Origin of the sequence: Clostridium sp. CM027, assembly GCF_024730565.1 — a bacterium.
Classification (GTDB): Bacteria; Bacillota; Clostridia; order Clostridiales; family Clostridiaceae; genus Clostridium_AD; species Clostridium_AD estertheticum_B.
Window position 1 is genome coordinate 3,205,830 of record NZ_CP077725.1, and the last position, 15,921, is coordinate 3,221,750.

Annotated in this window: 13 protein-coding genes; 4 read left to right on the forward strand and 9 right to left on the reverse strand. The window is 31.2% G+C overall.

Features of this window, described 5'->3' with window-relative positions:
- Positions 1 to 91: 91 nt before the first annotated feature.
- The 5 genes from KTC92_RS15235 to mgtE form a co-directional block, all read right to left on the reverse strand.
- Positions 92 to 1,669: a glycine betaine ABC transporter substrate-binding protein gene (locus KTC92_RS15235; RefSeq protein WP_220286179.1), complete on the reverse strand. Its 1,578-nt coding sequence runs from the start codon at positions 1,667 to 1,669 to the stop codon at positions 92 to 94.
- Complete coding sequence (locus tag KTC92_RS15240; protein WP_216302597.1) at positions 1,662 to 2,807, reverse strand: ABC transporter ATP-binding protein; 1,146 nt, start codon at positions 2,805 to 2,807, stop codon at positions 1,662 to 1,664. The genes KTC92_RS15235 and KTC92_RS15240 overlap by 8 nt, the downstream gene beginning before the upstream one ends.
- 20 nt (positions 2,808 to 2,827) lie before the next feature.
- Positions 2,828 to 4,408, reverse strand: coding sequence for a glycine betaine ABC transporter substrate-binding protein (locus tag KTC92_RS15245; protein WP_216302598.1), 1,581 nt, complete (start codon positions 4,406 to 4,408; stop codon positions 2,828 to 2,830).
- Positions 4,409 to 4,678: 270 nt separating this feature from the next.
- Complete coding sequence (locus tag KTC92_RS15250) at positions 4,679 to 5,305, reverse strand: TrkA C-terminal domain-containing protein (RefSeq protein WP_165412539.1); 627 nt, start codon at positions 5,303 to 5,305, stop codon at positions 4,679 to 4,681.
- A 334-nt stretch (positions 5,306 to 5,639) separates the two neighbouring features.
- Positions 5,640 to 6,983, reverse strand: a complete 1,344-nt coding sequence (mgtE, locus tag KTC92_RS15255) for a magnesium transporter (RefSeq protein ID WP_216302599.1) — start codon at positions 6,981 to 6,983, stop codon at positions 5,640 to 5,642.
- Between the two features lie 377 nt (positions 6,984 to 7,360).
- Here mgtE and galE point away from each other — a divergent pair, with 377 nt between their 5' ends.
- On the forward strand, positions 7,361 to 8,347 hold the full coding sequence (gene galE, locus KTC92_RS15260; RefSeq protein ID WP_220286178.1) for a UDP-glucose 4-epimerase GalE: 987 nt from the start codon (positions 7,361 to 7,363) through the stop codon (positions 8,345 to 8,347).
- Between the two features lie 91 nt (positions 8,348 to 8,438).
- On the opposite strand, the gene KTC92_RS15265 is transcribed toward galE, so the two are convergent.
- Together KTC92_RS15265 and KTC92_RS15270 are read right to left on the reverse strand one after the other, a co-directional pair.
- Positions 8,439 to 8,582: a hypothetical protein gene (locus tag KTC92_RS15265; RefSeq protein WP_220286177.1), complete on the reverse strand. Its 144-nt coding sequence runs from the start codon at positions 8,580 to 8,582 to the stop codon at positions 8,439 to 8,441.
- Positions 8,583 to 8,852: 270 nt separating this feature from the next.
- Positions 8,853 to 10,676, reverse strand: coding sequence for a MutS family DNA mismatch repair protein (locus KTC92_RS15270; RefSeq protein WP_220286176.1), 1,824 nt, complete (start codon positions 10,674 to 10,676; stop codon positions 8,853 to 8,855).
- Between the two features lie 198 nt (positions 10,677 to 10,874).
- On the opposite strand from KTC92_RS15270, the gene KTC92_RS15275 reads away from it, so the two are divergent.
- The 3 genes from KTC92_RS15275 (at position 10,875) to KTC92_RS15285 (ending at position 13,843) form a co-directional block, all read left to right on the forward strand.
- Positions 10,875 to 11,810: a hypothetical protein gene (locus KTC92_RS15275; RefSeq protein WP_220286175.1), complete on the forward strand. Its 936-nt coding sequence runs from the start codon at positions 10,875 to 10,877 to the stop codon at positions 11,808 to 11,810.
- 202 nt (positions 11,811 to 12,012) lie between these two features.
- On the forward strand, positions 12,013 to 12,825 hold the full coding sequence (locus tag KTC92_RS15280; RefSeq protein ID WP_220286174.1) for a hypothetical protein: 813 nt from the start codon (positions 12,013 to 12,015) through the stop codon (positions 12,823 to 12,825).
- A gap of 136 nt (positions 12,826 to 12,961) precedes the next feature.
- On the forward strand, positions 12,962 to 13,843 hold the full coding sequence (locus tag KTC92_RS15285) for a DMT family transporter (RefSeq protein WP_216302604.1): 882 nt from the start codon (positions 12,962 to 12,964) through the stop codon (positions 13,841 to 13,843).
- Positions 13,844 to 13,846: 3 nt separating this feature from the next.
- On the opposite strand, the gene KTC92_RS15290 is transcribed toward KTC92_RS15285, so the two are convergent.
- On the reverse strand, positions 13,847 to 14,293 hold the full coding sequence (locus tag KTC92_RS15290; RefSeq protein WP_216302605.1) for a ferritin-like domain-containing protein: 447 nt from the start codon (positions 14,291 to 14,293) through the stop codon (positions 13,847 to 13,849).
- A gap of 271 nt (positions 14,294 to 14,564) precedes the next feature.
- The gene (locus KTC92_RS15295; protein WP_216302606.1) at positions 14,565 to 15,623 is read right to left on the reverse strand and encodes a beta-propeller fold lactonase family protein; all 1,059 of its coding nucleotides are present in this window, start codon (positions 15,621 to 15,623) and stop codon (positions 14,565 to 14,567) included.
- Between the last annotated feature and the right edge of the window lie 298 nt (positions 15,624 to 15,921).

The following is a 15,921-nucleotide window of genomic DNA, read 5'->3' on the forward strand; positions in this document are numbered from 1 at the left end:
CATTATACGTAATATATACCTTTTTTGCGCATAAAAATCAGAAGAATAAATAAAAAAAACGTGATATATTATTAAAATATATCACGTTTTTTTATTCTATCAATTTTTTGGATCTTAAAAAGTCTTCTGCAACTTTTCTAGGTTGTTCTTCATTGTCTACTCTATAATTAAGAGTTCGCATATCTTCATCTGTAATTTTACCTTCGAGAAGGAGTAATACATCCTTTAATCCAGGATGCTTTTTAAGTGTTTCTGCTCTTATTACTGGAACTGCATAGTAAGGTGGGAAAAAACTCTTATCATCTTTTAAAAGTTTAAGATGAAATTTTTCAAGTAATCCATCTGTAGCAAAGGCATCTAGAACCTGTGTTTCGCCTTTTTCAAGTGCGGTATAGCGAAGTCCACCATCTATACTTTTTAAACTTTTGAAATTTAGATTATATAAATTTTTAACTCCAAGGTAACCATCTTGTCTAGCTGCAAATTCCATAGTAAAACCAGCATTATATTTAGAACTTATCTTTGATAAATCAGAAATAGTAGTTAAATTATTTTTTTTAGCAAAATCATTTTTTACGGCGATTACATAGGTGTTATTAAATCCTAAAGGTTCCATTACATCTATATCATAATTTTTCGAGAAATCATTTTTCATCACATCATAAACTTTATTTGGATCACTCATGGTAGGTTTTTTTAGAATATTTACAAGACCTGTTCCAGTATATTCTACATATACATCTACATCTTTTGATTTCATAGCACTAAATACTACATTAGTTCCACCTAAGTTTAATTTTCGTGTAACTTTAATGTCTGTCTTAGCCTCTATTAAAGAAGCTACCATATTTCCAAGTATTAATTGTTCACTAAAGTTTTTAGAGCCTACAACTATTGTGTCTTTACTTTTAACAAAACTTGAAGCGACTGTTGATACAATGATTATAACAACTAAGACAGAAGCCCAAAGTTGAGTTTTTTTGTTTTTAAAGAATCTAGTAGTTCGAGTTGGGGGTTTATGAGTATCTTTTATTCCTTCTGGAATTACTATGTTTTCTACCTTGCCTATAATGAAGTCTAGAAAAAGGGCAAGAAAACAAGCAGGAATAGCTCCGGCAAGGATCATATTATTGTTAACAGTTGAAACGCCTGTGAAGACTAAGGATCCTAAACCGCCAGCGCCTATAAAAGCGGCTATGGTCATAAGTCCTACAGCTGTAACTGAAGATATTCTAATACCTGACATAATAACCGGCATAGCTAGTGGGAAACGAACTTTGAGTAGTACCTGAGTATTGGTAAGTCCCATACCATCAGCTGCTTCAATAAGTGCAGGGTTTATGTTAGTGAGCCCCGTAAATGTGTTCTTTACAATTGGTAGAAGCGAATACATAACCGCCATAATAATAGCTGGTTTGCTTCCAATACCAAGTATAGGTATCAAAAATCCAAGAAGTGCCAGACTGGGAATAGATTGAATTACGTTTGTAACCCCAATGATAGGACCTGTTAGTTTTCTATACCTAACTATAAGTATTCCAAGAGGCACTGCTATTAAAACTGCCACCAAAATTGAAAATATAGTTAATTGTATATGTTGAATAAATAAGTCTATTATTTCAGATTTTCTATCTATTACGAAATTCATAAAAGAATTAATACTATTCATCTACATCTACCTCCATGTCTATAAATTGATTACTTAATATAGATAAAAGGCTGCTTTTGGTAAGAAGTCCCGATAGTTTATTGTTATCATCTACTACAGGAACAAAATTTATATCTTCTTTTTTTATAACTTCTAATATATCTATTATAGAATCTTCTTGATTTACTGTTATAAGTTCCTTTTGCATTATTTCTTTAATCTTTATAGTTTTATCTGGGTTCGCTCTTAGAGTTGATCTAATATGCTTTAAGGTAACAAGTCCACATAAAATGTTGGATTTATCTACAATAAGTAAACTATCTACATTAGCAGACTTCATTATTTCAATTGCTTGGAGTATTGTTCGCTCTGCAACTGATTTTATAGGTTTTTCTATCATAATATCTTTTGCCTTAATTAATTCAGGTTGATTCCATATTCTTTTTTTACCTACAAAGTCGCGTACAAAGTCATTGATAGGATTTTTTAATATTTCTTCTGGAGTATCAAATTGAACAACGCTGCCAGCATCCATAATACAAATTTTATCTCCGAGTTTTAATGCTTCATCCATATCATGAGTTACAAATATTATGGTTTTCTTGAAATTTTGTTGTATATTAAATACCTCATCTTGAAGTTGCGTTTTTGTTATAGGGTCTAGTGCACTAAAAGGTTCATCCATTAAGATTACCTCAGGATTCATTACAAATGCCCTTGCAACGCCAACTCTTTGTTGCTGACCTCCACTTAACTGATTAGGGTATTTATCCATAAATTCATCAGGATCTAGCCCTACTAAATTTAAAAGCTCAATTACTTTTTCCTTTATTTCATCCTTTGGAATTTTTTCTATGGATGGTATTAAACCAATATTGTCACCTATAGTTAAGTGAGGAAGAAGACCCGCTTGCTGTATAACGTAACCCATATTACGCCTAAGTTTTATAGTGTTTTTATCTTGTATTTTATCTCCATCTAAAAAAATTTCACCTGTTGATGGGATTAGTAATTTATTAATCATTTTAAGTGTGGTAGTTTTTCCACAACCACTAGGTCCAATAAAAACAACTAATTCTTCGTTTTGTATAGTAATATTTACATCCTTTAAAATATGTTTTCCATTTATAATTTTATTTACGTTTTTAAATTCAATCAAAATATAGCCTCCTATTTAATTTAATCCATTAATTTTTTAGATTTTAAAAAGTCTTCTGCAACTGTTCTAGGGTCCTCACCGTTGTCTACTCTATAATTTAGTTTTTGCATATCTTTAGCGGTAACTTTACCCTCTAAGGATAGTAGTACAGGTCTTATTTCAGGATATTTTTTTAGTATTTCTTCCCGTACTATAGGAACTGCATAATAAGGTGGAAATAATTTTTTATCGTCTTTTAAAAGTTTTAGATCGAATCTTTGAAGCAAACCATCAGTAGTAAATGCATCTGTAACTTGAGTTTCATTATTTTGAAGTGCTGTATAGCGAAGTCCGCCATCTATACCTTTTACATTTTTAAACTCTAAATTGTATAGTTTTTGTAATCCAAGATAACCATCCATTCTGCTTGCAAATTCCATGGTGCATCCTAAATCAAAATCTTTGCTAACTTTTGCTAAATCTGAAATAGTATTTAAATTATATTTTTTAGCAAGATCTTGCTTTAGCGCTAACTCATATGTATTATTGAAACCTAATGGTTTTAACCATTCTACATTGTAATCCTTTTTAAAACCATCTTTAACTATGTTGTAAACTTTGTCAGGATCGCTTATAGAATCTTTTTTCATTATATTTACGAGGGCCACACCTGTGTATTCTACATAGATGTCTATAGCACCTGATTTTATAGCATTAAGCGTTACAATGGACCCACCTAAATTCATTTTTCTTTCAACTTTATAGTCTGTATTACTTTCTATTAAAGAGGCTACCATATTTCCAAGTATTAATTGTTCGCTATAGTTTTTAGAACCTACAACTATTGTATCCTTACTTGTAAAGAAACTTGTAAATACTGAGGATAAAATGATTATAAGAACTAATGCTGAAGTTCCGATTTTAAATCTTTTGCTGTCAAAGATAGTATTAGTTTTTAGTGTTTTTGTGCCTTGAGAAATCTTTATTCCTTCCGGAATTACTATAGTTTCTACCTTGCCTATAATAAAGTCTAGAAAAATAGCAAGAAAACAAGCAGGAAGGGCCCCCGCTAGGATCATATTATTGTTAACAGTTGAAACGCCTGTAAAGACTAAGGAGCCTAAACCGCCAGCTCCTACAAAAGCGGCTATTGTCATAAGTCCTACTGCTGTAACTGAAGATATTCTAATACCCGACATAATAATCGGCATAGCTAGTGGAAAACGAACCTTGAGTAGTACCTGAGTATTGGTAAGTCCCATACCGTCAGCTGCTTCGATAAGTGAAGGATTTATGTTAGTTAGTCCTGTAAATGTATTTTTTAGAATTGGTAGAAGAGAATACATAACTACCATAATAATTGCTGGTTTGCTGCCGATACCAATTATAGGTATTAAAAACCCGAGCAATGCGAGACTTGGTATTGATTGAACTAAATTTGTAAAACCAATGACAGGACCCGAGAGGTTTCTATACCTAACTATAAGTATTCCAAGAGGCACTGCTATTAACACAGCCATCAATATTGCAAATATAGTCAGTTGAATATGTTGTATAAATAAATTGAATATTTCAGCTTGTCTACTTATTACGAAATTTATAAAGGAATTTATACTATTCATTAACAGTTACCTCCATATCTATGAATTGATCTCTTAATGTATATAAAATTACATAATATCCCTTAATCAAATTAAAACCCCCCAATTTATTGCAAAAGCAACAACTTTATCATATCATTGGGTTGTTACTTTGTAAAGAATGGGCTAATCTATAAAATTTGCTAGTATGTTGAAATTACTAGTATATTATTAAAGATTATTTATTTAATTTAGTGAAAATTCAACCAAAAATCAATCCCTTACATCTGCGATGTAAGGGATTTTTGAGTTTTATTTTTTATAAAGAAAGAGCTTAATTCTATAATAGCTAGTTTCATCACAGATTACCACAAATATGTCATTATCTTCAAATATAGTTTGTGGCCCGGGGGAAAGTATTAATTTTTCATCTCGTCTTATACCAATTATTGTTGCTCCTGTATTTTGCCAAAATTCAGCTTCAGATATAGTTTTACCTACGACACTCATTTCAGAATGTATTTCAAACTCAAAGGGTATGAAAGGGTTACTATTTTTAAATCTGCTAGAATAATCTATTAGTTCATCGATAGAAGACTCTATATTTTTATCTAATTCTTTTTTCTTTTCAAGTAAATCAACAACTTCTTTTTTTAGAGAAGTTATAGAATCTATATCTTTGAAATTATGGATGAATTCCAAACAATTATCTACTGAGTTTATGACTATTCCGCTACCTTTTGTTACTTTAACTATATCCATGTCGCTAAGAAGAGTTATTGATCTTCTTATAGTCTCTGGCGATACGTTATATTGGCTTGCAAGTGAAGAGCGACCGTATAGCTTATCGCCTATAGGAAGATCTCCAGATAGAATTCTATTAGCAATATCAATAGCTATTTTTTTATAAACAGGTTTTAAAACAGAGCCATTTGGCATTTTGGTTTTATCAAAAGTAATATTCAACTTTTGATAAATTCCCCCCTTCCAAGGTATAATATTTTGTTAAATCAAGTATGTAATATTATTGCTTTTCTTAATCAAGTATAAATTAATACCTTTATAATGTAAATAGAGGATTACTTCTTATTAGGGAGGGGTGCTTCTTCTTAGGGGAAATTGCTTCTTCTTAGGGAAGATTACTTCTTCTTAGGGAAAGTTAATGCTTAAATTATAAAAATAAAAAATATAGGATAGAGAGTAAATATTTTTTACTCTCTATCCTATACGTATCATGCTATATTTAATAATACACTTTGGTAGTTTTTATTTATTATATTAAGTAAGGTAAAAATAACGTTGCAAGCCCAAGAAAGAAGAGGAAACCTAAAATGTCAGTTACTGTAGTAACAAATACAGCAGAAGCAAGTGCTGGGTCAATATTGATTTTTTTTAGTATAACTGGTACTGCAAAACCGGCTATGGTTGCTGCCATCATGTTTAACAACATAGATAAACCAATAACTATCCCAAAAACAATATTCTTTTCCCAAAAGCAGCCTAATAGAGCTACTGCAATACCAACTGCAACACCTGTACATAGACCTACACCGAATTCCTTTAATAATATTTTCTTGGAATTTTTAGCGTCTATTTCTCCGAGGGCTATGCTTCGAATAATAATAGTTAGCGTTTGTGTACCTACATTACCGCCCATACCTGCAACTATTGGCATGAAGACGGCCAAGGCTACAACCTTTTGAATGGTGCCTTCAAAAAAACTAACGGTTGAAGCGGCAAGGATTGCAGTTATTAGATTTACAAATAGCCAGGGCAATCTACTGCAGATGGAAGATTTAAGAGAACCGGTAACCTTTTCATCTCCTTTTAAACCCGCGAGACGATATAGATCCTCAGTATGTTCATCGCTAAGAATTCCCATTATATCATCTGAAGTTATTATTCCTAAAATATGCATATCTTCATCGACTACGGGCATAGTTAAAAACCCGTATTTTTCGAAAATGTGCCCAACTTCTTCTTGATCCATATCAACAGGGACGCTCATGGCATTACTATTCATGATATCTGAAATTTTCACATCAAAGTTGCTTAGTACTATGTCTTTTAAGGATATAACTCCTTTTAAAAGATCGTTTTCGCCTATTACATATATATAATAAGAAGTTTCCGCTTCTGTAGCTTCCTTTTGAAGATAATTTAAGGTCTCACCTATAGTCATATTTTCTTTTACACTGATAAACTCAGTGGCCATAATACCACCCGCACTGTCTGGAGAGTAGGTTAACAATGCGTTGACTTCGTCAACATCTTCTTTATTCATTTTTTTCATGATGCTTTTAGCTTCATCTTCCGAAACAGCTTCTAATAAATCTACTAATTCATCTGATGACATTTCATGTATGATTTTTTTTTGAATGATGGTGGAATGAATGGATAAGAGGTCATATTTCTCCTCATCTTCTGCATCATCAATAATGTTTGCAATCACATTTGGAGATAGTTTTTGAAATAAATTTATTTTATCTCCATCATATTGCCTAATAACTACTAGAATATCAGCAGGATGAATGAACTGAATAAGTTTATTTATTTCATCTATAGTTTCGGTTAACAAAAATTCAGTTAGTTCTTTTTGGTTTAATCTATGAGACATAATCTCCCTCCTAACTTTTATTTAGAGGAAGAAGGTTCGCTAATAAAATAAGGTTTGCAAGAAAAGTGCATAATTAGGTCAAAGCGCTAGTATAAATGAATTCTTCCTCTATAATAATATTAAATTTTATATAGTAATTCCTCGGTATGGGGCCAGAATCCATTGATAGTACCTCCAATAAAAATAGCTTTTTAGTATAATACGGAAAAGCTTATATATTTGTTCAAATTATTATATGATGGTAGCACTGCATTGTCAACCGTATAGAAATAATTTGATTAACAATAAAGTTACAACTAATAGAAGTTGTTGTGTTAAAATAATATATAAGATTGTATTATTTAATAATAAGTTTTTATGAGAGGAGAATTTAGTTAATGGCTATTTTAGTATGTGGTGGAGCGGGGTACATTGGAAGTCATATGGTCGCTGAGCTCTTAGAAAAAGGTGAAGAGGTAGTTGTTTTAGACAATTTCCAAAAGGGACATCATGATGCGCTACTTGGTGGAAAGCTTTACTGTGGAGATTTAAGAGACGATGAAATACTTAATAAGGTTTTTACAGAGAATACTATAGATGCAGTTATAGATTTTGCAGCAGATTCATTGGTAGGGGAAAGTGTTACAGAACCTCTAAAGTATTTTGAAAATAACATAGGATCTACTATAAATTTACTTAAGGCTATGAGAGATCATAAGGTTAAATATATAGTTTTCTCATCAACTGCAGCAACCTACGGGGAGCCAGATAATATTCCTATACTTGAAGAAGATAAGACTTTTCCTACTAATCCTTATGGAGAATCAAAGCTTTGTGTGGAGAAGATCTTAAAATGGTGTGATAATGCTTATGGTATAAAATATACTGCGTTAAGATATTTTAATGCAGCAGGTGCACATATAAGCTCAAATATAGGAGAAGACCATAGACCAGAATCTCATTTAATTCCTATTATTCTTCAGGTAGCACTCGGACAAAGAGAAAAGATTATGGTATTTGGAGATGATTACGACACTGAGGATGGTACTTGTGTTAGAGATTATGTCCATGTAACTGATCTTGCTAGTGCTCATTTACTAGCAGTGAAGAGGCTACGATGCGGGGAGGACAGTATAACTTGTAATCTTGGAAATGGGCAAGGATTTTCTGTTCAACAGGTAATCGACGTAACAAGAAAAGTTACTGGAAAAGAAATAAAGGCTGAAATGGCTCTTAGACGTGCAGGAGACCCTGCAGTTCTTATAGCTTCTAGTGAAAAGGCTAAGAAAATTCTCGGATGGGAACCTAAATATGCTTCTCTTGAAACTATTATAGAAACTGCGTGGAAATGGCATGAAAGTCATCCTGAGGGATATAAAAAATAAGAGGTAATAAAAAAGTTGTACAAGCTCTATTGGATATTTTATCCCTTAGTTAGCTTATACAACTTTTTTAAATTTGATGTATTTTATTGTGTCATTCAGCGAAGACTAGATAAACACCATATTTATCTTCATAGTCTTTACTTTTGCTAGCAAAATCGGCGAAAAAAGAACCTTTCAAAAAAGTGAATATAGAAACTAGTATAATAAATTTTTTTAAATTTAAATTGATTTTCATAAGATTTCTCCTTTCACGATATTACTATAATATTATTTTGCTCTAAATTAATATTAAAAACCTATTGAAACATAGGGAAATTGCCAAAACATATACATGGTTAAATTACTAATTATATTGACCATAAGAAAAGACTGCATTATTTAATATATATGATGGAATAATTGACCTTATGATTAACCGAATTATTAAATGATGTTACGCTTTTTTATGCGTAAAAAAAAGTATATATTACGTATAATGCATTGTAATATATACTTTTTTTATTTTTTATTTTGGGAGTTCAATGTCAGGTGGAATATCAAGGCCTGCCATTTTCATTAAGTATAATGCATTTCTAGTGGTAGATACTCCATGTCTGAGTTTATAGTCAAAGTATAATTTATCATCTTTATAATATTCTTTAAGATGGTAATTTTTAACTCTTTTATTAGTGGCTTCTATGTCACCTAGCTCTAAGTCGTGGGTAGACACAAAGCCTAGTGCATTCTCAGTACTTAGCTTGGCGACTAGTATTTTAGCGCCGGTATGCCTATCTATAGAGTTAGTTCCTTTAAAGATTTCATCTAATAAGAAGAAAATTGGAGTTTTGTTTTTCGTAGCATTTACAAGTTTTTTTATTCTTAAAAGTTCTGCATAGAAGGATGAAATGTTTTTTTCTAAGTTATCACTTGTTCTCATGCAGGTATAAATGTCCATTATAGAGCAGTTAAAACTTTGCGCACATACAGGAGCACCAGCATAGGCTAAAACCAAGTTAATACCTGTAGTTCTAAGAAGTGTGCTTTTACCGGACATATTGGAACCTGTTATTAAAAGAACATTTTGTGATCTTTCTATGCGGATATCATTATATACCCGGTTACTTCCGAGTAGTGGATGGCCCAGATTTTTAGCATCAAATATAGGGGATCCGTCCTTAAATTTTGGCATTGCCCAGTCAGGGTGTTCATAGGATATAATTGATAAACTATTTAAGGATTCGATTTCACCTATAACATCTATCCAAGTTGCTAGAGAAGAACCACTATTTTTCTTAAATTTCTGAAGATTAATTAAACATTGATAATCCCACAGGAGGAGGATATTTATAGGTAAATAATACATATTTCTTCTGTCGGATATTACTGTTACTAGATTTACTAGTTTTTTAATTTGAAAAGAAGCGTTCATTCCGTCCTTATTAACAAGTTTTTCTTTCAATTTGATTAAGTACTCTGAGGTAAAAGTCTTCTTTTCTATATGCATAAGGAGTTTATTATATATAAAAATTGAATCCTTATATTTATATACAGTGTCCAAATTTCTACTTACTTCTTTATATCCAACTAAAAGAAGTATTATCTGAATGACAATTGCTAAAAGGGGTATTCTGTAAGATACTTTAGAGAAAACAAATGATAATACCATAAGAGATAGAGTTATTATTGGTAATATCCTTATTACGGTTATTACTAGAGGTTTTAGGAAAAACTCATTTTTATCCTTTACCCATTCAAGCAATTCCCCAGGGTTATGGTTTTTATTCTCGCTAAGTATTGCTTCCGCTGCAAATCTCTGTGTCCATCCAATATTCCCAGCGAGCTCTTTTATGGCTTCCTGCCTTTTATGTATTTCATCAGTATTATAAATAGGGGCGGAAAGAGAATCTTTCAATTTTTGTCTACCAAGATAAGTTATGCAGGTGTTTATCCATTGAAAAAGGGAGTTATTGCCAAATATATCTAGGTCTTTCGAGTAACTGTGATTTTCATCGCTGAAATCATCACCATTATCAGAAAAATCTTTCCAATTGTTATTTATGCGTTTTAGACAATTTTCATTTATTTTACATAAAATCGAACATCTGATTTTGTTGCGTTTTATCTTGCTATGTTTAATTGCCAAAGTTATAAATGTGATGATGGTGGTAACTAATATTAAAAGGCTTAAATAATAAGTAGTTCGTAAATAAAAGAAAATTGTAAAGCTCAATCCGGATACGAAAACTATTAATCTTAATAAGCTTATAAAACCTATGGTTTGTTTTTGCTTTTTTAATAGAGTATCGTAATGGTTTTTTCGATTAACATAAGGCGTTTTTTGTGTTCCCATAATATCCTCCTAATATGTTTTGTTTATTAGATATATAATATCATACAAAAGGCTTGTACCGCAATTTTTCTAGATAAGTATAATATGACCAATTTTATTTGCAGTTAGAGAAAAATTTTTTGTGAACTATGTGAATTAGAGTTAAAAATTATGTTAAATGTGTTAACATATAAATATTAATGAAAAAAGGGGGAGAATATGTCGGAAAACATGCAATTAAAGAGGAAAATAATTATAGGGACATTAACTATTTTATTAGGATCAACAGTAGTTTGTGCATACCTAATATTATACAATAGTGGATTAGTATTTAAAAAAACAGCTTCCTCAGAGATTATAGATAAACTTAAAAAAATACAGGGAAAAGGCGGGAAATTTGAATTAACTCAAAATGACATAGATGAGTTAAGTAAATTATTAAGGCCTGAAACTAAGGGGGATATAACTCTTAAGGGAGTTAATATAGAGATTGTAAAGGATGAACTTGTAATTAAGGCTCCTATCAGCTATAAGAAGGTAAATTTATTATTTTCGTCCAAGGGAAAGATAGATTTTACTAAAGACAATTTTACATATACTGCTGAAAATTTTAAAATTGGCAAGCTCACAATACCTAAAAAAATAGTGTTGTCACAAATTTCAAAGTCTGATAATAAGAATGTTTATGCTGAGGACAATTTAATAAAAATTAATCCAAGCGTAGTTCCTTTTAAGATAAATAGTTTAAAAGTTGAAAATAATAGAATATCAGGAACAGCTGCGAAGCAAAGCTCCAGAATTCCATTTAAAAATATTGATGCAAAGAATGTAGAAGAGACAGATAAGCAATTAGCTACAGCGAAACAAAGAAAGCCTCTAAATACCATAGATGGAGCGCATGGTAAACCTATAGAAGAAAAGAAAAAAGTAATAAATGATAATAACACTACTGTGAATGAATTTAAAAATAAATCTTCAAGTAGTGAGAAAGAGAAAAAAGGATCTGGGAAGCAAAAGGAAATTAAGCGCGATTCATTAACAAAAGAGAAAAAGGTAATACCTAAGATTCAATCTAAGGATAGAGTTAAGCATGCATCATTTAGGAATATAAATCGGGGCAATGCTGAACAATTAAGAAAAGCTTCTGGACTATGAGGAATAAATAAATAGAAAACTATCAAAATACATTAGAGATATTTTGGTAGTTTTATTTTTTTAGAGTATGCTTTTTCATAAAGATATTTAAGAAAAGGGTTAAGAATTAAATAGAGAATATTTGTTAATTATTTAATTTAAAGTGCCGAATTATAGAAATTGTGGTAACATATATAAGTAAAAGGGGATTAAGGAGGGGAATATGGCTAGAAATAATAAATCAAAGAGAAGCAAACTAATATGGGCGCCAATTATTTTACTCGTGGTACTGGCAATTTTTGCATGCTCGATATTATATAATGGTGAAGTAGTAGTTGAAAAAACGGCTTCTACAAATGTTATACAGGAACTTGAAAAAGACATACTGTTAAAAAGTGGGCAATTTGCAATAAATCAAGAGAATATGAATGCGTTGATTAATCTATATTTTAAAAAGCCTATAAGTAAGGGAGACATAACTATTAAGGAAATTAACACAAAAATAGGAAATGATAAAATTTTGATTGAGGCTCCATTCAGTTATAAGAATATTAATTTATTATTATCGTCCACGGGAAAGCTAGATGTTTCTAATGGTGAAATTACATACGTTGCTGATAATTTTAAAGTTGGAAAGCTAACATTACCTAAAGAACTTATAATGTCTCAAATTGCCAAGCAGAGTAATGATGTCTTTTATGTTGAGGATAATCTAATAAAAATTAAAACAGATATACTTCCTATTAAGATAAAGAGCTTTGTAATTAGAAATCATAAAATAATAGGAACGGTTGGATTTAAGGAAACAAAAACTCAATCTGAAGGTCTTGACACGACAAGCGACGAAGATATAGATAAGGAATTAGTAGCGGCAAAACAAAAAATACAAAGTGCCACTAAATATATGAATGAAACGCAAAAAGAACAAGCAAACAACATTCTGAGTACAATAGAAGAAGTAAAAGGTAAATCTATAGAACAAAAGAAAGAAGTACTAAATTATATTAATAGTATAATTGATGAAGTTACTAATTAAATAATCTTCTGGGAGGCTGCAACATATTCGCAGCTAGAGACTTAACTACCAAAATACATTAGAGGTATTTTGGTAGTTTTATTTTTTTTGTTTGTGATAGAATGATACGTAGACATAAAGAAAGGGATGTGAACAAATGAAAAAGATAGATGGAATAATATATACAGTAGTATCTTCAGCGGCTTTTGGAGTTATGCCAATTCTCGCAAAAATAGCTTATACTGGGGGAGCAAATGCAACAACAGTGTTATTTCTTAGGTTCTTTATAGCTACTTTAATAATATTACTTTACATAGTTGTTACAAAAAAAGATTTTAAATTAAACAAGTCACAGCTAATGCACATTATTTTTTTGTCGATTATAGGATATACAGGCACATCTTATGCGCTGTTTTTATCATATAATTATATATCTGTGGGACTCGCTACTATTCTACATTTCGTTTACCCTGTGATAGTAACAGCTTTTTCAGTTATTTTGTACAAAGAAAAATTGCATTTAAGTAAAATTTTAGCGTTAATTTTATCAGTGCTCGGAATATATCTTTTAGTGGACAGTGGGAGCGCTTCATTAAATTTTAAAGGAGTTTGGCTTGCTCTTATTTCAGGTTTTTTCTATGCGTATTATATTGTTGGAGTTGCACATAGTGAAGTTAACAAAATCGATACGTTTGTACTAACTTTCTATTTAGCGTTTATAGCTGCGCTGTCAATTTTCATAATGGGCATGATTAATGGACAATTAGATTTTAATATAAAGCCATATAGTTTTTTAGCTTCCGGTAGCATCGCTCTAGTATCTACAGTTTTAGCTCTTACGATGTTTTTAAAGGGCATAAAAATAATAGGCCCTTCGAGTGCTGCGATATTAAGCACTTTAGAGCCTATAGTAAGCATTATACTTGGAGTTATAATTCTAAGTGAAAAGCTGTCCTTTACTATTGTAATTGGATGCATATTAATTTTATTCTCAGTAATAATCCTTACATTGGGACAAAGGGCGCGGGATAGCATGTAAATGTTATTTTTTGTTTAAGGTAAATAGATAATTGTATTTTACACTATGCTTTATTTCATCAGTTATAATGTTGAAAAGTATATCTCTATACATTGTACATGGAAGTCCTCTTCTGATTTCTCGATATCTTTCCACAGCACCCAGTTCACCAAATAATGCTTTTTTAATACCATCAAGGTAAGAAATAGGTTTCACAAATTCCTCATCGTCTTTAAGTAGTACATCTATTCCAGTGATGTTATTATATATTTGTCTAAACATTTTATTATGTCCACGTTCATCATCTCTTATAGATGCAATAATTTTTTTTTCATCGTCTGTAGGAGCAACGCTTATTAAGTAGTCATAGAACAATTCATCTTCTTTTTCACCTTGAACTGCCGCTCTAATACCTTCTAAGGAGTTTGATAATAAATTTGGATCATACGTAATATATGGATTTCCGTACATTTTAAACCTCCTTGTAGTGAGTTAGTTGTAGATAACAACTATTAATTGTTAAACCACTATTATGCATAATATGAAGAACGTATGATATTTGTTACTAGGTGGTAGTAGAATCAAAATGTATGAATACAATATATTTAAATAATTAATTGGTGTAAGTGGAAAAATAGAGAAGTAACACAATTACACTTGTGTTACTTTCAGATGATATACTTTAAAAGTAAAAACAGTTTTTATTGTTTACATTCATTTTAAAAGCATAATTTATTGATATTTAGAGTATTGCTAATCCTTGTGCACCAATTTGTGGTAATTTTGTATCTTGATAAATCTGTAATAGAACTAAATGTCCATTATTATCAATTTTAAACACACTGATTGAGCCTTCGCCACCATTTAAAACATAAAAGTTTTTGCCATACATGTCTATTCCACTATCAATCGGACTTCCTGTTCTATTAGGTGTACTTGGTATACTTTCTACAACAGTAAGAGTTCCTCCATTCATAATACGATATCGAGTTATTGTGCCACTACCAGGGTTAGAGGTATAAGCATAATGCTCATTGGGATCAACTGAAACCCAACAAGTGGCTGTTTGATTATTTAAGACAGAACCGCTAATAACATCAAGAACTCCATTATTCATAACCCTATAAGAGGATAATGCATTTGTACCTACCTCACTAACTACCAAAAGATTATTATTAAGATAAGCTGAGCCAAAAGGACCTACACCATTAGATGGGGTTACAGTTGGACCATTTAGCCTTCCATTGCAATCTACATTGTAAACACTGAGATTATTGGTTACAGCTTCACTTACAACAAGTTTATTATTGTAAGGTCTTGAAACAATACATTTTGGTTGAGCATCACTGGAACTCAATGGTCTTTGAGAACCGTTTATAATGCTAAGGTGTCCATCTGAATCAATATGAAATCCAGTAACATTAGCAGTGGATTGAGGTGGGTTACCGGCATTTGTTACATAAATATTGTAGTTATTTATAGTTAGGCTGTTAGGAAAAATACCACCTGATGGCACTACTTCAATAAGAGATAGGCCCCCTTGACATACGCGAAAACTACTTATATTATTACTGCCAGCGTTAACCACAAAGAGAAATTTACGGTCAGAGGATAAAGCAATTGACCCTTGAGAACCAAGAGGATCTACTTGTTGCAAGCCTGTCCCATTTCCACCTGTTCTAAAAGCTTTTGGACATGATAAAGTTCCCATGTTATCGCGAATAAAAGCAACAACACTGTTATTTATTTCATTTGTCATAGAAAATACCATACTAATACAATTATTTTCATTACAAGACATTTTATCAGTCTCCTTTAAATTATAGCTGAATGTAAAATCCAACTACAATTCATATTATGTATCATCGGTAAAATAGTGCTCTAAAATAAAAGTTTTATAATGTTTTTAAAATAATCGTATTTGGGTTACCGGATACAGTATATGAAATGGATGGAGGAAAAATCAAATCGAAAAGATGATATGACCTAGTTTACATTGCTGGCATTCTTGTAAGTTAAGCAACATTCTAGCTCTTCCTCACTGTATCAAATAAATAATTCCAAGCATTTCTGATATTGTAAATTTGTTGCTCGTCACT